This window comes from Enterococcus innesii (assembly GCF_022846515.1).
In the GTDB taxonomy this organism is placed as follows: domain Bacteria; phylum Bacillota; class Bacilli; order Lactobacillales; family Enterococcaceae; genus Enterococcus_D; species Enterococcus_D innesii.
The window spans coordinates 2,616,090-2,636,572 of record NZ_AP025635.1 but is presented as its reverse complement, the minus strand read 5'-3'; the positions used below and the strand labels follow the sequence as shown (position 1 = coordinate 2,636,572).

The 20,483-nt window shown below is 45.2% G+C and carries 18 protein-coding genes, 1 tRNA gene, 3 rRNA genes and 1 other RNA gene; 5 read left to right on the top strand and 18 right to left on the bottom strand.

The features are described from left to right. Positions 1-82 precede the first annotated feature (82 nt). Positions 83-517 (bottom strand): universal stress protein, encoded by a 435-nt coding sequence (locus ENLAB_RS12315; protein WP_005237544.1) that lies wholly within the window; start codon positions 515-517, stop codon positions 83-85. Positions 518-908: 391 nt separating this feature from the next. Here ENLAB_RS12315 and ENLAB_RS12310 point away from each other — a divergent pair, with 391 nt between their 5' ends. Continuing rightward, on the top strand, positions 909-1,265 hold the full coding sequence (locus ENLAB_RS12310) for an iron-sulfur cluster biosynthesis family protein (protein WP_015509034.1): 357 nt from the start codon (positions 909-911) through the stop codon (positions 1,263-1,265). Between the two features lie 48 nt (positions 1,266-1,313). Here ENLAB_RS12310 and ENLAB_RS12305 read toward each other — a convergent pair whose 3' ends face one another. From ENLAB_RS12305 to ENLAB_RS12275, 7 genes are all read right to left on the bottom strand, one after another. After that, positions 1,314-1,964 carry an HAD hydrolase-like protein gene (locus ENLAB_RS12305; protein WP_142962922.1) on the bottom strand — a complete coding sequence of 217 codons (651 nt, stop codon included), beginning with the start codon at positions 1,962-1,964 and terminating at the stop codon, positions 1,314-1,316. Positions 1,965-2,132: 168 nt separating this feature from the next. Beyond that, positions 2,133-2,206, bottom strand: a tRNA-Asn gene (locus tag ENLAB_RS12300). An 11-nt stretch (positions 2,207-2,217) separates the two neighbouring features. Further along, positions 2,218-2,333: ribosomal RNA gene (rrf, locus tag ENLAB_RS12295) — 5S ribosomal RNA — on the bottom strand. Between the two features lie 81 nt (positions 2,334-2,414). Then, positions 2,415-5,329, bottom strand: a 23S ribosomal RNA gene (locus tag ENLAB_RS12290). Between the two features lie 228 nt (positions 5,330-5,557). Continuing rightward, positions 5,558-7,117, bottom strand: a 16S ribosomal RNA gene (locus tag ENLAB_RS12285). Together the 16S, 23S and 5S rRNA genes with 1 tRNA gene alongside form the textbook arrangement of a ribosomal RNA operon. Before the next feature lie 566 nt (positions 7,118-7,683). Then, positions 7,684-8,046, bottom strand: a complete 363-nt coding sequence (locus ENLAB_RS12280) for a hypothetical protein (RefSeq protein ID WP_034871858.1) — start codon at positions 8,044-8,046, stop codon at positions 7,684-7,686. Between the two features lie 67 nt (positions 8,047-8,113). Further along, positions 8,114-8,494 carry a CvfD/Ygs/GSP13 family RNA-binding post-transcriptional regulator gene (locus ENLAB_RS12275; protein ID WP_008378090.1) on the bottom strand — a complete coding sequence of 127 codons (381 nt, stop codon included), beginning with the start codon at positions 8,492-8,494 and terminating at the stop codon, positions 8,114-8,116. 93 nt (positions 8,495-8,587) lie between these two features. Between ENLAB_RS12275 and ENLAB_RS12270 the strand changes: the two genes are divergently transcribed. Then, complete coding sequence (locus ENLAB_RS12270; RefSeq protein WP_081119056.1) at positions 8,588-9,769, top strand: MalY/PatB family protein; 1,182 nt, start codon at positions 8,588-8,590, stop codon at positions 9,767-9,769. Between the two features lie 90 nt (positions 9,770-9,859). Here the strand turns inward: ENLAB_RS12270 and ENLAB_RS12265 are convergent, their stop codons facing one another. Then, on the bottom strand, positions 9,860-10,447 hold the full coding sequence (locus ENLAB_RS12265) for a peptidylprolyl isomerase (protein ID WP_005227659.1): 588 nt from the start codon (positions 10,445-10,447) through the stop codon (positions 9,860-9,862). A 140-nt stretch (positions 10,448-10,587) separates the two neighbouring features. Here ENLAB_RS12265 and ENLAB_RS12260 point away from each other — a divergent pair, with 140 nt between their 5' ends. The 3 genes from ENLAB_RS12260 (at position 10,588) to ENLAB_RS12250 (ending at position 12,810) form a co-directional block, all read left to right on the top strand. Further along, positions 10,588-11,565 (top strand): NAD(P)/FAD-dependent oxidoreductase, encoded by a 978-nt coding sequence (locus ENLAB_RS12260; protein WP_081119055.1) that lies wholly within the window; start codon positions 10,588-10,590, stop codon positions 11,563-11,565. Positions 11,566-11,570: 5 nt separating this feature from the next. After that, a complete protein-coding gene (yqeK, locus tag ENLAB_RS12255; protein ID WP_081119054.1) occupies positions 11,571-12,176 on the top strand; it encodes a bis(5'-nucleosyl)-tetraphosphatase (symmetrical) YqeK in 606 nt (201 codons plus the stop codon). Positions 12,177-12,300: 124 nt separating this feature from the next. After that, positions 12,301-12,810, top strand: a complete 510-nt coding sequence (locus tag ENLAB_RS12250) for a phosphatidylglycerophosphatase A family protein (RefSeq protein WP_244351327.1) — start codon at positions 12,301-12,303, stop codon at positions 12,808-12,810. Between the two features lie 55 nt (positions 12,811-12,865). Here ENLAB_RS12250 and ENLAB_RS12245 read toward each other — a convergent pair whose 3' ends face one another. The 9 genes from ENLAB_RS12245 to ENLAB_RS12205 all read right to left on the bottom strand — a co-directional run bounded on the left by ENLAB_RS12245 (position 12,866) and on the right by ENLAB_RS12205 (position 20,365). Next, complete coding sequence (locus ENLAB_RS12245) at positions 12,866-13,504, bottom strand: TIGR01906 family membrane protein (RefSeq protein ID WP_074536563.1); 639 nt, start codon at positions 13,502-13,504, stop codon at positions 12,866-12,868. Beyond that, entirely contained in the window at positions 13,501-14,271 is a 771-nt protein-coding gene (locus ENLAB_RS12240) for a TIGR01457 family HAD-type hydrolase (RefSeq protein ID WP_061053784.1), read from the bottom strand. The genes ENLAB_RS12245 and ENLAB_RS12240 overlap by 4 nt, the downstream gene beginning before the upstream one ends. Before the next feature lies 1 nt (position 14,272). Continuing rightward, positions 14,273-14,893, bottom strand: coding sequence for a YutD family protein (locus tag ENLAB_RS12235; protein ID WP_015509029.1), 621 nt, complete (start codon positions 14,891-14,893; stop codon positions 14,273-14,275). 90 nt (positions 14,894-14,983) lie between these two features. Next, positions 14,984-16,366, bottom strand: coding sequence for a bifunctional metallophosphatase/5'-nucleotidase (locus ENLAB_RS12230; protein ID WP_200126055.1), 1,383 nt, complete (start codon positions 16,364-16,366; stop codon positions 14,984-14,986). Between the two features lie 698 nt (positions 16,367-17,064). Beyond that, positions 17,065-17,151, bottom strand: an RNA gene (ffs, locus tag ENLAB_RS12225) — signal recognition particle sRNA small type. A gap of 29 nt (positions 17,152-17,180) precedes the next feature. Next, positions 17,181-17,687 (bottom strand): tRNA adenosine(34) deaminase TadA, encoded by a 507-nt coding sequence (gene tadA / locus ENLAB_RS12220; protein ID WP_081119050.1) that lies wholly within the window; start codon positions 17,685-17,687, stop codon positions 17,181-17,183. Positions 17,688-17,818: 131 nt separating this feature from the next. Then, on the bottom strand, positions 17,819-18,154 hold the full coding sequence (locus ENLAB_RS12215) for a hypothetical protein (protein WP_005227636.1): 336 nt from the start codon (positions 18,152-18,154) through the stop codon (positions 17,819-17,821). Between the two features lie 68 nt (positions 18,155-18,222). Next, positions 18,223-19,590 (bottom strand): RsmB/NOP family class I SAM-dependent RNA methyltransferase, encoded by a 1,368-nt coding sequence (locus tag ENLAB_RS12210; protein WP_194194860.1) that lies wholly within the window; start codon positions 19,588-19,590, stop codon positions 18,223-18,225. A gap of 139 nt (positions 19,591-19,729) precedes the next feature. Continuing rightward, positions 19,730-20,365 (bottom strand): YczE/YyaS/YitT family protein, encoded by a 636-nt coding sequence (locus ENLAB_RS12205; RefSeq protein ID WP_010748831.1) that lies wholly within the window; start codon positions 20,363-20,365, stop codon positions 19,730-19,732. Positions 20,366-20,483 lie beyond the last annotated feature (118 nt).

Here is a 20,483-nt window from a genome sequence, read left to right as displayed (position 1 = left end):
TCAACTAAACTGAATTTTTTTGAAAGGAGATGCCTGGTGCTAACTTAAAAAATAACATATTTTTTCCGTTTAATTTAAATTTTTACTTCACGACCAGCACCGTACATTTCGAATGATTGACGACATAATCGGTGGTTGAGCCCACGACAGCTCGGGTCAATGTGCCTTTACCAGTTGCACCGATAACGATCAAATCAATTGGATACAATTCAGTCGCTGCATGAATGATAAAACGTTTTGGATCGCCGACTTCAACGATCACCTCAACATCTTCCACCCCATGTTGATTGGCATCATAGATTTTTTTCAACATATCCGTTTCCACACGTAATTTTTCTTGATCAAAAATTTTCGCAAAAGCATAGGCACTTGTGGATAACTCAGCATTGTTGATAACAGAGAGGACATACAATTTGGCTTTGTTCCTACGACAAATCGCGAGTGCTTCTTGGAACGCTTTTTCTGACTGATCCGACCCATCTAAGGCAACAAGTACATTTTGAGAATTACGTAACATCCAAATCGCCTCCTTTTCTTTATTTTACCACAAAAAATGGAAGCGTTACAAAAATGACGAGATCTACTCTTAAGAGACCTAAAACTTCCTTTAAGATTTGTGAAGGTCCTTACTTGGTTCCGCAATTATGCAGTAAAATAAGGAGAACAATGATTCGAGGTGAAAGAAATGCGCTCTTTTTTCCATGCTGCAGTCACTATGCTCTTGTATTTAGGGCTTTTCTTGCTGATAATCGGTATTATCGCCTTTTTCTTGCTAAAACTTTAAGCTGGGTTGGTTGAAAAGCAAGTTGCTGTCACATCCCTGAGAGGAGTGATACACTTGGTTTATCAACAAATATCGAAACGAAACAGCTTGTTGCTCATTCGTTTCAAAAAGGAGATCATGCAAAATGGACTTACATATTACCCCTACTGCCGCTGCTCGCTTTCCAGAAGGACACGACTTATATATTCTGACGAGTAATGACGGATCGAACCAATTTTCTTCAGCAGCTGGATGCTGTATGATCGGCGAACGTTTTTTGATCACACCGATCGATGAACCGCTAGACCCATACAATGAGTTAGTCTCAAGCAATCAGTTTACTTTCTTTACATCAACCTATGATCAAATGTTCTTGACTGGTCATCTGATTCTAGATGTTCACCCAACTTCAGGAACCTTGATTTTGAAAAACGAAAGCGGCTATTTGGATACCAATCTTTTATTGGAATCCTCTCCACAGTTGAAACAAACGAATGCGTAACAAAAGAGCTGACAAACGCCTTGTAAGGTGCTTGTTAGCTCTTTTTCTCTATAATGAATCTGGAATCAACGCTAAGAGTTCTTGTGTCTCAGCGGCTAAAGCGATCGCACCAGCATCAAGCAATTCTTCTTTTGACCCAAAACCATATAAAACGCCGATTGCCGGTAACTGGTTTTCTTTTGCACCTAAAATATCATGCTCACGGTCGCCGATCATGATGGTTTGCTGCGCTTTTTGCTCCTTTTCGATCTCAGTAAGTGCGTAGCGGATAACCGCCGCTTTTTCGCCACGTTTATTCTCAAGATCCGCCCCATAGATTCCTTTGAAATAGCCATCATACTTGAGATGGGTCAGGATCTCTTTTGCAAAAACTTCTGGTTTCGACGTAGCGATATACAAATCGTGCTCCTGCGCCAGCTCCTGCAATGTTTCTTCGATCAACGGATATGGTTGGACTTGAAACATACCCGCTTGACGATAATTTTCACGGTAAAAGGCAACAGCTTGCTGGGCAGCTGCTTCATCGAAGCCCAAGCCACGGAAGGATTCAATCAAAGGCGGTCCCACAAAACTCCGTAGTATGTCTTGCGCTAATTGCTCTTTTCCCATCTTTTCCATCGCATATTGAATCGATCCATAGATTCCTTCACTTGAATCAATGATCGTTCCATCTAAATCAAAAAGTACTTTTTTTCTCACGCCATCGTCTCCTTTTCTCATAGTATAGAAAAAAACAACAGTACAAGCAACACTTCTTCCTTTTCGTTCTGATCTCATCTAAATAAAAAAGACGCTGCCCCACCAAAGGCAACGTCTTTATTTTCTCATTTTATGCGAAAAAAAAAGATAGCAGATGCTATCAAGCAACTCCGGCAGTAGGACTCGAACCTACGACATCATGATTAACAGTCATGCGCTACTACCAACTGAGCTATGCCGGAAAAATTGAAATGCGTGGCGACGTCCTACTCTCACAAAGGGAAACCCTTCACTACAATCGGCGCTAAGAAGCTTAACTTCTGTGTTCGGCATGGTTACAGGTGTATCCTTCTTGCTATCGCCACCACACTATTCAATTGAGTAAGTGTTGCTCACTCAAAACTGGATCGAAGAAATCAAAACTCTTCCGAGTTTACGTGCTTTTTCTTTTTGGTTAAGTCCTCGATCGATTAGTATCAGTCCGCTCCAACCATCACTGGCCTTCCACTTCTGACCTATCTACCTGATCATCTCTCAGGGATCTTACTTTCTTAAAGAAATGGGAAATCTCATCTTGAGGTGGGCTTCACACTTAGATGCTTTCAGCGTTTATCCCTTCCCTACATAGCTACCCAGCGATGCCTCTGGCGAGACAACTGGTACACCAGCGGTAAGTCCATCCCGGTCCTCTCGTACTAAGGACAGCTCCTCTCAAATTTCCAACGCCCGCGACGGATAGGGACCGAACTGTCTCACGACGTTCTGAACCCAGCTCGCGTGCCGCTTTAATGGGCGAACAGCCCAACCCTTGGGACCGACTACAGCCCCAGGATGCGACGAGCCGACATCGAGGTGCCAAACCTCCCCGTCGATGTGGACTCTTGGGGGAGATAAGCCTGTTATCCCCAGGGTAGCTTTTATCCGTTGAGCGATGGCCCTTCCATGCGGAACCACCGGATCACTAAGCCCGACTTTCGTCCCTGCTCGAGTTGTAGCTCTCGCAGTCAAGCTCCCTTCTGCCTTTACACTCTTCGAATGATTTCCAACCATTCTGAGGGAACCTTTGGGCGCCTCCGTTACCTTTTAGGAGGCGACCGCCCCAGTCAAACTGCCCATCTGACACTGTCTCCCAGCCCGATAAGGGCTGCGGGTTAGAGTGGCCATAACGCAAGGGTAGTATCCCACCATTGCCTCCATCGAAACTGGCGTCCCGATCTCTACGGCTCCTACCTATCCTGTACATGCGGTACAGACACTCAATATCAAACTACAGTAAAGCTCCATGGGGTCTTTCCGTCCTGTCGCGGGTAACCTGCATCTTCACAGGTACTAAAATTTCACCGAGTCTCTCGTTGAGACAGTGCCCAAATCGTTACGCCTTTCGTGCGGGTCGGAACTTACCCGACAAGGAATTTCGCTACCTTAGGACCGTTATAGTTACGGCCGCCGTTTACTGGGGCTTCAATTCGTACCTTCGCTTACGCTAAGCACTCCTCTTAACCTTCCAGCACCGGGCAGGCGTCAGCCCCTATACGTCATCTTTCGATTTTGCAGAGACCTGTGTTTTTGATAAACAGTCGCTTGGGCCTATTCACTGCGGCTGCTCGTTAGAGCAGCACCCCTTCTCCCGAAGTTACGGGGTCATTTTGCCGAGTTCCTTAACGAGAGTTCTCTCGCTCACCTTAGGATTCTCTCCTCGACTACCTGTGTCGGTTTGCGGTACGGGCCGTTGTTTTCTCACTAGAAGCTTTTCTTGGCAGTGTGACATCAGAAGCTTCGGTACTATTATTTCCCTCCTCATCACAGCTTGTCCGTATAGGTAGAAGCATTTGACTCCTACCAAGACTTACTGCTTGAACAGACATATCCATCAGTCTGCACTTCTTAGCCTCCTGCGTCCCTCCATTGCTCAAACAAAAACAACGGGTACAGGAATATCAACCTGTTGTCCATCGCCTACGCCTGTCGGCCTCGGCTTAGGTCCCGACTAACCCTGGGCGGACGAGCCTTCCCCAGGAAACCTTAGTCATTCGGTGGACAGGATTCTCACCTGTCTTTCGCTACTCATACCGGCATTCTCACTTCTAAGCGCTCCAGTAGTCCTCACGATCTACCTTCAACGCCCTTAGAACGCTCTCCTACCAATGCACCTGATGGTGCACTCCACAGCTTCGGTAAACTATTTAGCCCCGGTACATTTTCGGCGCAGGGTCACTCGACTAGTGAGCTATTACGCACTCTTTAAATGGTGGCTGCTTCTAAGCCAACATCCTAGTTGTCTGTGCAACCCCACATCCTTTTCCACTTAATAGTTATTTGGGGACCTTAGCTGGTGGTCTGGGCTGTTTCCCTTTCGACTATGGATCTTATCACTCACAGTCTGACTCCCGGATATGAATGAATGGCATTCGGAGTTTATCTGAATTCGGTAACCCGAGATGGGCCCCTAGTCCAAACAGTGCTCTACCTCCATCATTCTCAATTCCGAGGCTAGCCCTAAAGCTATTTCGGAGAGAACCAGCTATCTCCAAGTTCGTTTGGAATTTCTCCGCTACCCACACCTCATCCCCGCACTTTTCAACGTACGTGGGTTCGGTCCTCCAGTGCGTTTTACCGCACCTTCAACCTGGACATGGGTAGATCACATGGTTTCGGGTCTACGACAACATACTCATTCGCCCTATTCAGACTCGCTTTCGCTGCGGCTCCGTCTCTTCAACTTAACCTCGCATGCTATCGTAACTCGCCGGTTCATTCTACAAAAGGCACGCTATCACCCATTAACGGGCTCTAACTTGTTGTAGGCACACGGTTTCAGGATCTATTTCACTCCCCTTCCGGGGTGCTTTTCACCTTTCCCTCACGGTACTGGTTCACTATCGGTCACTAGGGAGTATTTAGCCTTGGGAGATGGTCCTCCCGGATTCCGACGGAATTCCTCGTGTTCCGCCGTACTCAGGATCCTCCTAGGTGTTATCCAAATTTCGCCTACGGGGTTTTTACCCTCTTTGACATACTTTTCCAAGTATTTCGACTATCTGAATAGACTACCATATCGGAGTCCTACAACCCCAACAAGCAAGCTTGTTGGTTTGGGCTTTTCCCGTTTCGCTCGCCGCTACTCAGGGAATCGAATTTTCTTTCTCTTCCTGCAGGTACTTAGATGTTTCAGTTCTCTGCGTCTACCTCGACTGCGCTATGTATTCACGCAGACGTAACATCCTATAAAAGATGCTGGGTTCCCCCATTCGGAAATCTCTGGATCATAGCTTACTTACAGCTCCCCAAAGCATATCGGTGTTAGTCCCGTCCTTCATCGGCTCCTAGTGCCAAGGCATCCACCGTGCGCCCTTATTCACTTAACCTTTGACCTTACGGTCGGTTTTGAGTACTTCTTCTAGCGATAGAAGGTTGCTCAAGAAAATAAGCGTTGAACTTATTAAAAAACTCTTTTAACATTTCAACTCGGTGTGTGTTACTTGTTTTGATTTTTCTTCGATATCCAGTTTTCAATGAACAAATTTTGTTTGAGAGTAAACCTCTCAAAACTGAACAAAGGCAAACGATGTGTAGTCTTCCGAAATATTCCTTAGAAAGGAGGTGATCCAGCCGCACCTTCCGATACGGCTACCTTGTTACGACTTCACCCCAATCATCTATCCCACCTTAGGCGGCTGGCTCCAAAAAGGTTACCTCACCGACTTCGGGTGTTACAAACTCTCGTGGTGTGACGGGCGGTGTGTACAAGGCCCGGGAACGTATTCACCGCGGCGTGCTGATCCGCGATTACTAGCGATTCCGGCTTCATGTAGGCGAGTTGCAGCCTACAATCCGAACTGAGAGAAGCTTTAAGAGATTAGCTTAGCCTCGCGACTTCGCAACTCGTTGTACTTCCCATTGTAGCACGTGTGTAGCCCAGGTCATAAGGGGCATGATGATTTGACGTCATCCCCACCTTCCTCCGGTTTGTCACCGGCAGTCTCGCTAGAGTGCCCAACTAAATGATGGCAACTAACAATAAGGGTTGCGCTCGTTGCGGGACTTAACCCAACATCTCACGACACGAGCTGACGACAACCATGCACCACCTGTCACTTTGCCCCCGAAGGGGAAGCTCTATCTCTAGAGTGGTCAAAGGATGTCAAGACCTGGTAAGGTTCTTCGCGTTGCTTCGAATTAAACCACATGCTCCACCGCTTGTGCGGGCCCCCGTCAATTCCTTTGAGTTTCAACCTTGCGGTCGTACTCCCCAGGCGGAGTGCTTAATGCGTTTGCTGCAGCACTGAAGGGCGGAAACCCTCCAACACTTAGCACTCATCGTTTACGGCGTGGACTACCAGGGTATCTAATCCTGTTCGCTCCCCACGCTTTCGAGCCTCAGCGTCAGTTACAGACCAGAGAGCCGCCTTCGCCACTGGTGTTCCTCCATATATCTACGCATTTCACCGCTACACATGGAATTCCACTCTCCTCTTCTGCACTCAAGTCTCCCAGTTTCCAATGACCCTCCCCGGTTGAGCCGGGGGCTTTCACATCAGACTTAAGAAACCGCCTGCGCTCGCTTTACGCCCAATAAATCCGGACAACGCTTGCCACCTACGTATTACCGCGGCTGCTGGCACGTAGTTAGCCGTGGCTTTCTGGTTAGATACCGTCAAGGGATGAACATTTTACTCTCATCCTTGTTCTTCTCTAACAACAGAGTTTTACGATCCGAAAACCTTCTTCACTCACGCGGCGTTGCTCGGTCAGACTTTCGTCCATTGCCGAAGATTCCCTACTGCTGCCTCCCGTAGGAGTCTGGGCCGTGTCTCAGTCCCAGTGTGGCCGATCACCCTCTCAGGTCGGCTATGCATCGTTGCCTTGGTGAGCCGTTACCTCACCAACTAGCTAATGCACCGCGGGTCCATCCATCAGTGACGCAAAAGCGCCTTTCAACTTTCTTCCATGCGGAAAATAGTGTTATACGGTATTAGCACCTGTTTCCAAGTGTTATCCCCTTCTGATGGGCAGGTTACCCACGTGTTACTCACCCGTTCGCCACTCTTTTTCTTTCGATGGAGCAAGCTCCGGTGAAAGAAAAAGCGTTCGACTTGCATGTATTAGGCACGCCGCCAGCGTTCGTCCTGAGCCAGGATCAAACTCTCATAATGATTTGTTTGAATGACCAGATGGTCATTAAGCTCATAAAAATTAACTTTGCTAGCTATTGCTTGCATGTATTTGTTTCAATAAATTGAAACGTCCTACACATTGGTTCGTTTGCTTGCTTTGTTCAGTTTTCAAAGGTCTACCGTGCTGTGTTAGCAACTTTTATATCATATCAGAGCGACGTTTGATTGTCAACTCTTTTTTCAAAAGCTTTTTTCGCTCGTTGTTTTTCAACTTCGTAGCGGCTGTCTCAGCGACTTTATTAGAATAACAAATGATTTGTTATTTGTCAACAACTTTTTCCAATTAATTTTATTGATGTATCAACATTGATTAACTGTTTTAAAATTGCGACTTCGTTATAATATCATCTGTTTCATTTTTGGTCAAGTCTTTTTTTGAAGTTTTTTCAAAAGCATTTTTGACCCGCTGACTCATTTGCCAACGTTGACTAATTTACCATTCTTCTTGACTCAGGTCAAGGAAATATTTCATTTTATTTACAAAAAGTTTTCAATAAAAAAAGACCGTCATAACGGTCTTCAGTCTTTTCACTAGTATACAGGTGCTAAAAGAACGGAACGCCTTCAATCTTATAGTCTTCGATGATCTTACGAAAGATATTAGGCTCTTCCCACGCATACCCTTCTGGCAGCTGTTGCGTTTGTCCTGCTTCTTGTGTTTCAAAAACAAATAAAGGAATGTTTTGCGTATCAATGTTGCCATTTGTGAGTTCAACGAGTTCGATCGCTGTCACATCAAGGTGGATACGGTCTTTAAACAATTGTAAGATCGTAGCCAAGCCGGTTTTATCTTCAGAAAAATCCGTTGACGCTAATTCCGCAGTGCCTTCGTGTATTTGCATCAAAAATCGTTTCGAACCATTTGCTAAGTGCATCATAACTGTACCCGCTACTTTTTTGGATCCCAAAATACCCACCTCAGTTATTCATCTGTTTGTAAACTAATTTTAGCACATTTTCAGAAAATATGCACGATTATCTGTTGCTGTTTTCTTTTTCTAACATTTCTTTAGCTTCTTTCACCCACACTGGTAAAGCTTCTCCAACCGTACGGAAACCAATCCGCTTATTCTTATTTGTAAAGTAGCGTTTACGCTTAAAGGGTGGCTGAACAAAACTTGTTTCCAATGTACGGCGGGACAAACTGATCTTTTGGCTGTATTCGTCAATATCAATGATTTGTACACGGATTTTTTGGCCGATCTGTAAGACTTCATGGATATTTTTAGTAAACCCGGATTGGATCTCTGAAACATGGATCAAGCCTTGCGTTTCTTTATCTAACGAAACAAATGCACCATAGGGTTGAATCCCAGTGACTGTTCCTTCTATAATGTTCCCGATTTGATAATTCATAGTCTTTCCTCTCTTTTCCACTTTCATTATACTTGAACTAGTGGTAGATTTGAAGCATCAGAAACAACGTTACACAATATAGGAGGGAAACGCATGATCAATTTTGACAAAGTCCATCCCCGCTTAAACACCAATAGCGTTAAATGGGACACCATTGCAAAAACCTACAAGGAAGAAAACCTGCTGCCACTTTGGGTAGCGGATATGGATTTTCTGGCACCAGAACCTGTGAAAAAAGCGTTAGAAAAAGCAGTTGCCCAAGGGATCTATGGCTATTCCATCGTTCCTGATTCGCTGCTTGATTCCATCATTGATTGGCAGCAAAGACGTCATGGCTATACCATCAATAAAGAAGCGATTCTTTTTAATAGCGGTGTCGTCCCTAGTATTGCCCTGGCGATCCAAAGTTACACCCAAGAAGGAGATGCCGTACTGATCCACGATCCGGTCTACCATCCCTTTGCCCAGGTTGTCAAAAACAATCAGCGTACCTTAATTCAAGAACCGTTACTGGAAAAAGATGGCCACTTCGTCATCGATTTTGAGGCGATGGAACAAACCATCATCGAAAAGAAGGTAAAATTGTTTCTTCTATGTAATCCTCATAATCCTGGCGGTCGCGTGTGGTCAAAAGAAGAACTGCTGACGATCGGCCGTATTTGTCAAAAGCACCAGGTGGTCGTTGTCAGTGATGAGATCCATCAAGACATCGTTTTTGCGCCAAATCACTTTGTCTCTTTCCAAACAGTCGAGCCAAGCTTTGCCGATTTTTCGATCATTTTGACTTCAGCAACCAAGACCTTTAATTTAGCTGGGATCAAAAATTCGATGGTATTTATCAAAGACCAAACCTTGCGCAGCCAATTTGCAAAAACACAGGAACGTAACGTTCAAGGGGAAATCAATACGTTTGGTTTGGTCGCTACTGAAGCAGCGTATCGTGAATCTGAAGCATGGTTAGAAGAACTATTGTCCTACTTAGAAGCAAATCGCACCTTTGTCTGCGACTTTTTGACTGAACAACTCCCAGCAGTGACGTTTCAAAAGCCCGAAGGTACTTATTTGATCTGGCTGGATTTTTCTGCCTATGGCCTAACGGATAATCAGCTACAAAGAAAACTGATTAAAGAAGCCAATGTCGTATTGAATCAAGGAAATATCTTTGGTCCCCACGGCAGTCACCATATGCGGCTGAACTTTGCCTGTCCTAAAGAGCTATTAGAAAAAGCACTCAATCAAATCGCCGCTGCGTTTAAAGACCAACCGATCGGTTAACTCTTTCTTATGAAAAAAAGAACCCTAAAGCTTCCATTTCAACGATCTCCTTGTGGATGACCGTTGAAACTGCTTTGGGGTTCTTTTGTTTTATTCGCTGATTTCGATCGTTTCGATCACTACATCATGCACTGGACGATCTTGTGGTCCCCGTTGCACGCCAGCGATTTCATCAACGACTGACATTCCTTCGATCACATGACCAAAGACTGTGTGACGGAAATCTAACCAAGGAGTACCACCTGCTTGATACGCTTCGATGATTTCAGCTGGATAACCAGCACCTTCTAATTGACCTAACATGTTGCTAGGAACATTTTGATTGTTTACGATGAAAAACTGGCTGCCGTTAGTATTCGGACCAGCGTTTGCCATGGATAAAGCGCCACGAAGATTGAACAATTCTTTTGAAAATTCATCTTCAAAGCTGCCGCCATAGATGCTTTCGCCGCCCATTCCTGTACCAGTTGGATCGCCACCTTGAATCATAAAATCAGGAATGACACGGTGGAAGATGATCCCATCGTAATACCCTTTTTTCGCTAATTCAACGAAGTTTTTGACTGTTTTTGGTGCCAATTCTGGGAACAATTGTACAACTACATCCCCACGATTGGTTTTGATGACTGCTTTATGGCCAGTTTGTTTTTCTAATGCTAACTGTGGAAATTCAGACACATTAACTCCTCCTTCTCTCTCATAAATCCATGATAGCAGAAAATTGAAAAAATGCTAGTTTGGATAATTTTTGCTATAATGAAGCTATTCGTACAACACGAACACGCTTCACCCCAACGTGGTTAGAAAAGAGGAATAACATGGATATTTTTGATATAACGATTATCGGCGCCGGACCTAGCGGGATGTTTTCTGCTTTCTATGCCGGCATGCGTAACGCCAAAACTAAGATTATCGACAGCTTGCCGCAATTAGGCGGTCAGCTTGCTACTTTATACCCAGAAAAATACATCTACGATATCCCAGGTTATCCGAAAATCAAAGCGGGCGATCTTGTCCAAAACCTGGAAAAACAGTTGACGACCTTCAATCACCAATATTGTTTAGAAGAAACCGTCTTGTCGGTCGAAAAACAAGAAGACTATATCGAAGTCACCACCGACAAAGGAATCCATTACTCGAAAGCCGTGATTTTGGCTTTAGGAAACGGCTCCTTCCAGCCGCGCAAACTGACTTTGCCAGAAAGCGAGCGGTTTGAAGGATACGGCTTAGACTATTTTGTCACCGATTTGATGAAGTATGCCGGACGCAAAGTAGCGATCGCCGGTGGCGGCGATTCTGCCATCGATTGGGCATTGATGCTGGAGCCGATCGCTAGTGAAGTCTACTTGATCCATCGCCGTCCTGAATTTCGTGCTCATGAACATAGCGTCAGCAAATTACAATCTTCTGCCGTCAACATTTTGACTCCTTATGTGATTCAAGAGCTCCAAGGAGAGCAACGTTTGACTGGTGTCTCGTTGCAGCAAGTCAAGGGTGATGAAACGGTCAGCCTTTCATTGGATGCTTTGATCGTCAATTACGGTTTTTCTTCCACATTGAACATCAAGGATTGGGGCATGAAAAGCAGCCGCCAAGGAGTCTTCGTCTCTTCAGATATGAGCACGTCTGTTCCTGGGATCTATGGCTGTGGGGATGTCGTTTTATACGATGGAAAAGTCGACCTGATCGCTACTGGTTTCGGTGAAGCCCCAACTGCGGTGAACAATGCACTCCATTACATTGATCCCAAAACGCGGACGCAACCCGCCCACAGTACGAGTCTTTTTAAGGAGTAGCTGAGATGAAACAAGTTGGTCTTGCCACCTATACTCTCCCTTTACAGGGGAAGACCCTCACTGAGCAAATGGTTCAGTATCTGGAAGCCTTCGATCATGCCGAAACGGCGGGCTACAATCTAGCCGTTGCCCAAGAAGCCAAAGGATTGGCAGAACGGTTTCAAGTCAACGCGGACAAAGCTTACTTGTCAGGACTGCTGCACGATGTCAGCGTCGTCATCCCTAATGACCAGCGAATCGCCTTGCAGATAGCGGTAGGCGAACCGATCTTAGACGCGGAGCGGCAAGCACCTTTTTTGCTGCATCAGCAGCAATCCGCTTTGTTGGCAAAAACGGTTTTTCAGGTGTCTGACCCAGAGATTCTGTCCGCCATCAGCTGTCATACCACCTTAAAGGCCCAATATAGTCGTCTCGATCTGATCGTTTTTTTAGCCGACAAAATCAAATGGGATCGCAAAGATCAAGCACCTTTTTTAACCGGTTTATTAGAGCGCCTCGATGATTCCTTGGAATCTGCCGCTGGCTATTATATGGACTGGCTCTTTGCCGGTGACTTAGTGGTCCCCCATCCTTGGGCAGTGGCAGCCAAAGCAAAATTAGCAAACACCTAAATGTCAGAAGGGACTAAACCCAAACGGCATGGGCTGCAACTGGAATAGGGCACAACTTATGATTGCAATCCATCAGTCGCATGTTGACTTTTGAATAAACTATTTTTACATGGAGGGGAACTATATGGTATTAGAAAGCAAAACACTTGAAGACAAAGCAAGAGAATTGTTGGCCGACCGCGGTGTCTCACTGCAAGACATCGGCGAATTGGTGGTGTTTTTGCAAAAAGACTACATTGAAGGCATCACCTTGGAGATGTGTATCGAAAGCGTCAACGCTGTCTTAAGCAAGCGGGAAGTCCACAACACGATTTTAACGGGTGTTCAGTTAGATATTTTGGCAGAAGAAAATCAACTGCTGCATCCACTGCAAGAAATCGTCAAAGAAGACGAAGGGCTTTATGGGATCGATGAGATCCTCGCACTATCCATCGTCAACGTGTACGGCTCCATCGGCTTTACTAACTACGGATACATTGATAAAGTCAAACCAGGCATTTTGAAAGAACTGAACAAGCACGACGGTCCCCGCGTTCACACCTTTTTAGATGATATCGTAGGTGCCATCGCCGCTTCTGCCGCAAGTCGCTTAGCCCATCAACACCCAAGTAAATCTCATTACATTACGCAATAAAAAAAGACCAACGATTCACCTCTCTCAAAGGAAGTGGATCGTTGATCTTTTTTCATTACGCTGTTTTTTTCAAGCCTCGTTTCCCCCACCAATAGAAGGCAAAAAAGAAGACTTCAATCAAGACGAAAAAGAGAATAAAGCAATGCATGAAAAACGTTTCTGGCAGCACGTTAATGATCGGATCGGTGGCTGGATTAAAGAGCCAATCGTCGTTACTGAAGAAAATCTCATGGAACGTAACGAAAAAGCGGTCAAAGCCGACAGCCATCAAAAACCCGAAAATCAGCGGCAAAATCATCCCCCATTGAAAGGGACGAATCAAGCGCCATTGCTGTTGTTTTTGCCGTAACCGATTGACGAACCAGATACTCGGCAGCACCGTGACGATCATCACAGCATAATTTAATAGAAACAACTGCTTCACATCGTAAAAATGCCCAGCGCCAGCTTCAGACATTGGAAAATCGGGCAAGGCGAGCGTACTTGCAAAGGGATTGTTTAGAAAATCTAACAATAAGCCATAGTTCTTCAACAACTCTTCTCTTGTTAGCGAGGTATAATCCAGCAGATTCAAGTGATCGACATCAAACCAATATAACGGTCGAAAATTGATCGTTAGGGTGATCGCTAGACTGACCAAAAACAAAAACAAGCAGACAAATCCTAAGCGTTCAAGCCACACTTGTTTTTTCATTGTTCAAAATCCCACTCATCTAAAGAATCAACCACATAGGTTGGTGCTACTGGTAATGTCGGAACTGCCGCTTTCGGGGTAAAGCCAGATAATACGAGCAAAGAATCGATCCCGTTTTGGATCCCCGAGCGAATATCCGTTTCATAATTGTCCCCCACCATCAAGACCTCTTCTTTTGATAAGCCGATGTGTGCCACCGCTTTTTCCATAATGATGGCTTCTGGTTTGCCAATAAAAATCGGTTGCGTTTGGGTGGCAGTCTCCACCATTGCAATCAGTGAACCCGCACCTGGCAACAAGCCTCTTTCCGTCGGGATATTTTTGTCTGGATTGGTCCCGATAAAGGTAGCTCCTTTTTGGATCGCTAACGTTGCTAAAACAAATTTTTCATAGGTCACATGGTTGTCTAAACCAACCACGACATAATCCGGATTGGTTTCTTCCCACTCAAACCCAGCAGCTAAGATCAAATCGATCAACCCCGCTTCGCCGATCACAAACACTTTGCGGCCTTTGCCATGGTCTTTCATAAAATCGATCGTTGCCAAGCTTGCGGTATAGATCGTTTCTGGTGCCACATGGATCGAAAATTCATCCGCCAATCGCTGCGCCACGACTTCGGGACTGCGGGTCGTATTATTGGTCACAAATAAATAGGGCAGTCCTTTTTCTTGTAAGGACTCTACGAAGCGTTTCCCAGCAGGGATCGGCTCTTTTCCTAAGTAAATCGTGCCGTCTAAATCAATCAAATAGCCTTTATATTTCATCTTATTCTTCCCTTTGTCGAATCGTAAACTCTTTTTTGCCTTTTTTCACCGTAGTTGTTTCGGTTTTTTTGACGTTCTTTTCTTTTGGTTTACGATTTTTGATCGTTGGTTTGCTTTTTTTCTGCGGTACTGTGTCACGCTTTTCTTCTATATGGGCGTTTTGTTGTGTATTTTGATTTTGATTGTTTTGGGTTGGCTTTTTCTTGCGTCGGCGGGAGGTACTTTTTTCTTTCTTGCCGCCAACTCGTTGGATCACAAAATAGGCACAACCGAAGTTGCAATACTCATACAAATAATCTTCCAGCATGTCAATACGCTGATCGGGTAATGCTTTGCGGTTATCTTTTTCAAAAAAGCCTTTCAAACGCAGCTGCTCATAACCCCAATCCCCTACGATATAGTCATAACGTGCCAACACTTCACTGTAACGCTCGCCAAGCTTTTCTGGATTGAAGCCTTCACGATAATCCATGACCAGTTTGTATTGTCGATTGCCAATCATTAATTCTTCATCATTTAACAAAGTCACCAACTCGCCTTTTTGCGGTTGTTTCGCTGGTTCTTCAATAATTTCTTCTAGTACAGATGTCATTTCATCTGTGATCGTTTGTTTTTCGGTCATTTTTTCACCACCTGCTGTTTATTATACCTTGTTTTATTCCCCAATGATAGTCGCGGTTTTCTCGCAAAAACCAGCTGGAGAAGTGACGAACTACTGAATGGGGTATTTCTGACTCAGGTAATCTCCGACCACTGTGCGAATAAAGTCTGGAAAAAGAAACTCAACGGTTCCAGCAATCTCGATCGTCGGGAAAAACGGAATAAACAAGTAGTGATCCACAAGGGTCAACGTGTAGCTTTGAGCAGGATCGACGGGCTCTTGTTTCCACAATACTTGGTGGTTTTTTTCATCAAAGCGGATGCCTTCATAAACCAGTTCACCAAAAATCTTCCCTCGAAAACCCATTCCCATAATTGGGAAATTGCGCAAAAAGTTGCGATTTTTTTCCATCTCTAAGACCAATCGAATGACATCCGCGCCTTGCAGCGTCACCCGAATCAAATGCATCGGATGAGGCAAAATCGTGTGCAGCTGATCTTGATCGACCCGTCCTTGCGGCAAATCATCTAAAAATAGCCCCGTATTTAAGATGGCGGCCTCCGTCTGTCCTTTGGCACATAATGCCAAAAGCGCCTCCCGAACCAAGGAATGTTGACTTTGCCAATCCCTCGTAAACGCTGCTGGAATTTCTGCCACCTGATTTGCCCGCAACAAGCGATGACCGATCGATAGATATTCGGCGATCTCTTCCTCATCTTGCGGAAAAGCCACCAACGAATCGGTCGGAATCACACGGGCGCGATGCTTGATTGGGCGGTGGTGATCATCTAAGACCACTTCGACTTCGCCAATGTTAAAACCAAACTTGCCAGCTGCGCCAATTTGGACCCCATTGATGACTTCGCCCTTTTCAAACAAATGGTGCGTGTGGGAACCTAAAATAACATCTAACTCTGGAAAGTCCCTCGCAATCTGGCGGTCAGCATTGATGCCTAGATGGCTCATCAAGACCAGCAAATCGACCTCGGGGCGCAAATGCTGCACCAATGAAGGCAAAATCTCCAAGGGTTCGCGAATGTCCCAACCGTTGGGGGCATATGTTAGCGGAAAAGGTGCCGTAAAAGCGATCAAGCCGATTTTGGCGCCTTGATTGCTTTCCATGATTTTGTATTCTTGTGCCCATTTGGGTGGACGCAAATCCTGTTTATCAAATAAATTGCCTAAAATGACAGGAAATTCTGCTTGGTCATACAGATGTTGCAAGACCTCTTTGGGATTGCCGACTCCCTCATTGTTCCCAATCGTCACCGCATCGTAATGTCCTTGATTCATCAAATCGACATTCGCCTTGCCGTCAGTTGCTTCTGTCAAAGGATGCCAGCGATCGACAAAGTCGCCTAAGTCGACCGCGATCACTGTCTCTTCGGTCGTATCCGCTTCTCGTTTTCTTTGATCCAAATAACGCCGCATCTTCGGCCAATGTTCTAGGTGGGAATGCAGATCGTTCGTATGGATAATCGTAATTTTCTCCATTGTGCGCCTCTTTTCAAATACGTCGCCTGAAATCACTATCCATTTCTCTTGGCATCAAGGATTGCCAGCAGAAAGACGACGGAATTCTCTACAAAATAAGCATAGCATAAAATCTCTGGGAAACCATTGGAATGCTTGGAAAAGAATGGTGACTTTTTATAAAAAAGAAACAGTTGCAGTGACAGTTGTTCAAAAGAAAAAATCACTTTTCTAACTGTAAAAAGGAAAGCGATTTTTTCTGATTAATTTGGGGAAGTTCTATCGATAACACGGCCACGGCAATTCGTTGAAGCGAAAATGAAGAGTTCTTGAAACGAAGATTCTATCGAATACCAAGAGGAGGTAATCCATGTTTCAGTTCGTCAGAACTACTGATTCTTTGAGAGCAAAAAAAAAGATATTCTCTATCATCATTCACCCCTATGATATGTACCATTATTAGTTTTTGAGAGTATAAAAATCGCCAACGGAAAAGTTATCAGAGTAAGGTTCTCAACAGGAATAAAGCCTTTGTATCAAAAATACAACTTACCCCTCTAAGAGCTGCTATCGATTGCCTAAATTTAAAGCAGAATACAATTAGAACAGCCCTTGGTTTCACAAAGAATTTAAAAAATAAAAAAACCTAAGACAGTCTGTCTCAGGTTTGAATGGTCATCGATTCATTTAGTACTACTGCTTTCTTCTAAACAAGCAGTTTTTCAATCAGACACATGGAGAATCCTGCTTAGTGCTGCTTCCTTCCGGATCTGACACGCTTCACAAGACCTCCATTGTCCTAGCCTTTCGGCAAAACTTAGTATAACGTATTTCGTTAGAGATTGCCAGCCTTTTTTTGTTTTTTCTTTTCTCGTAATGCTCGGAAAAAATCTGTTAGCAGCTGTCCACATGCTTCTTCTAAAATGCCGCCTTCCACATAGGACCAATGGTTGAAGCGCTCATCTTCCAATAGATTCATCAATGTACCGGCAGTGCCGCCTTTGGGATCGTAGGCACCAAAATACACTTCTTCCACCCGTGCCAATAACATCGCTCCACTGCACATCGGGCATGGTTCCAAGGTCACAAACAGCTGCGCTTGTTCTAAGCGCCAACTTCCGACCGTGCGACAGGCTTCTTCGATCGCAAACATCTCCGCATGCGCTGCGGCTTGTTGCTGCGTTTCTCGTAGATTGTGCCCACGACCAATGACTTTGCCATCCAAGACGACAACAGCACCGATCGGTACTTCTGCCAAACCTTCTGCTTTTCGGGCTTCTTTGATTGCTTCTTCCATAAAAAAGGCTTTTTCCTCGGCAGTCAAGGTACTTGTTTTTTCCACGACTTCTCTTTCACTCCTCTACCTCGCACCATTTCGTGCATTTCCTTGTTAGTATAACGAAAAACGCTTAGAAAGACGAGAAAAACTCGCAAAGACCGATGTCCCTGCGAGTTTCAAATGGAATGATTGGCTTAAAAGACGGAATCAACAAAGCTCGTCAACTTGTCTTTGACATGTTCTGTCGAATCTTTGATATTGTCTCCGTAAACAGAGATTTTGTTGCGGCCCTCATTGACTTTTTTCATCACACCTAACAACGAATCCAATTCATTGTCAGACAAGCCGTCTACGACATCCAGCAATTTTTCATTGCCGTTGAATTTGTCATCGACAAATTTCTTTACTTTGTGTCGGTTGCAAGCGAAGCGTACTTTATTGAATACTTTGTCTGATACAACGACGGCAGTAGTGATCCCAGCGATCGCTGCAATGCTTAATCCAATCGTTACTTTTGATGATGTTTTCATATCGATCAGCTCCCTTATTTTGCTACTTCCATCATAGCACGAGGACTGAAATAAAAACACTATTTCGTTTAAATCGCTTTGAATCTTAATCCTTTAGGAAAGAAGTTTTTCACGGTTCCTTGGACTTGTTTTCCAAAACCGACGGGGATCTCATCGACTGTCAAAATCACCCACCCAGCATTTCCTGACACGCTCAAGGTTTCACCTGCCACATACTGTTGCCATTGCGGCAAAGTGATCGGCACTATCGGTGCCCCTTCTTCTGCATGGATCGCCAATGCCAACGCATAACTTGGTTCGATCCGATTCTTCTTAACGACGCCGACATGCAAACCTGGGCGCATAAACTTGATCCCTTTTAAAGAAGGCATTTCTTCAGGAACGAGCCAGAGGTTTTCACCTAGCAGCTGTGGCGTCGCATTCAGTGCCTGTAAAAAAGGAAAACCCTTGCGAAAGGCTTGCCACAACTTTTGAGTCGCTGCATCTAATGGGCTCTTAGCTGTCGCTCCTTTGCCTTTTTTCTTCTTTTTCACTGGCGCTGCTTCTGCTTGGGAGGTCAATTTCGCAGCGAAATGACCTTCTCCTTGGTTTAAATGCGGCCATAAGCGGATCGTTTTCTCAATCCCTGGTGCCTCTCCCCACTCGCTGCGCCCATGAGATACATTGTCCAAGTCGATCGCTTCGATCGCGAAGGGATACTCCTCCATTAACCAAGCCATCATCGCTTCGTTTTCTTCTGGGGCAAAGGTACAGGTGGAATAGATCAGCTGGCCCCCCGGTTTTAGCATCGCAACGGCTTGTGCCAAAATGTCTTTTTGCCTGATCGCACACTGCTCAGGTGTATCTGCTTGCCATTCTTCTAAGGCGACGGGATCTTTACGAAACATCCCTTCACCAGAACATGGGGCGTCCACCACGATCTTGTCAAAAAACTGAGGAAAATGGCGGCTCAATTCTTGCGGCGCCTGATTGGTGACGACTACATTTGGAAAGCCCCAACGCTCCACATTTTCTGATAAGATTTTGGCACGCTTGGGGAAAATCTCATTTGCTACAAGCAGCCCTTTTCCTTGTAATTGGCTTGCCAGCTGCGTTGTTTTGCCCCCTGGTGCCGCACATAAATCTAAGACCCGCTCCCCTGGTTGAGCGGCTGCGATCGTTGCTACGATCATCGCACTAGGTTCTTGGCTGTAGACATAGCCAGCTTGATGGAGCAGTGAACGGCCTTTGACTTCGCCAATATAAGCAGCTTCTGCATAGGGGGCGGGTACAGCGGCTGGTCCATATTTTGCCAGCATCGCTTGTGCGTGCGGCTTGGCAACATTCAAGCGAAAGCCTTTGACTGGCTGATTATCGGTCAAAGCGGTAAAAAAAGCTGGTGCTTCTTCTCCTAACAACCGTTGGTATTTTTCAATAAATGGTGTTGGTAATTGCATACTTACCCCTCCTCGGCTTTTTTATTCTAGCGACTGAGAAGCAATTATGCAAGAATTCCTTGATCAAATGGCAAAAAAACTGCAGCTGAGTGAAGTGGGCGACTAAATCGCTTCGACTTCTCTTTGCTGCAGACCTTTTTTATTTAAAAATCGCTTTTTTGACACTGCTTTCGATGAATGGCTGAGAGACACGGTTGTCCCAGAATTTGATCAGTGGGCCTACTAAAAAGGCACTGATGAAGGTTCCGATCCCGATTGGTCCGCCTGTAAAGAGTCCAATCAAGGCAAAGGCAACGTCTTGAATCACCCGCACCACTCGATAATTAGCTTTCGTCTGATCGACGATGGTTGGGGCGATCGCGTCATAGGGGGCGCTGCCCAAATTCGCTGACATATAAAATGAAGCTCCGAAGGTAAAGAAGATAATCCCGATCAACAAGAACAAACCTTGCTGCCACCAATTATTCGGACCGACGGATAACCAATCAAAAACATTGGTATAAAAGTCGATGAAGAATCCTGTGAGCACCATATTGATGACCGTGCCGATACCGATATGGCGACGGCCAAAGATAAAAATCAATACTAGGACAGCGATATTGATCATCAATTGATAGACCCCAAGGGATAACCCTAGCAACTCACCGACACCGATATTGGCTGCCGTGTATGGGTCTAGCCCCACTCCGCCGACCCGCAGCAATGCCGCCCCAAATCCTAAAATGGCGACACCAATCAACGCATACAGCGAGCGTAATCCTGTTTCTTTTTTCATTAAAATTTCTCCTTTTTTCTCATCTGTTCTTTCAAGTATAACGAGAAAAAAGGAAAATGGGAATTTCAACGCTTCACAGGGCCCTTTGTAGGGAAGGGATCTGCCTTAGTCATCTCCT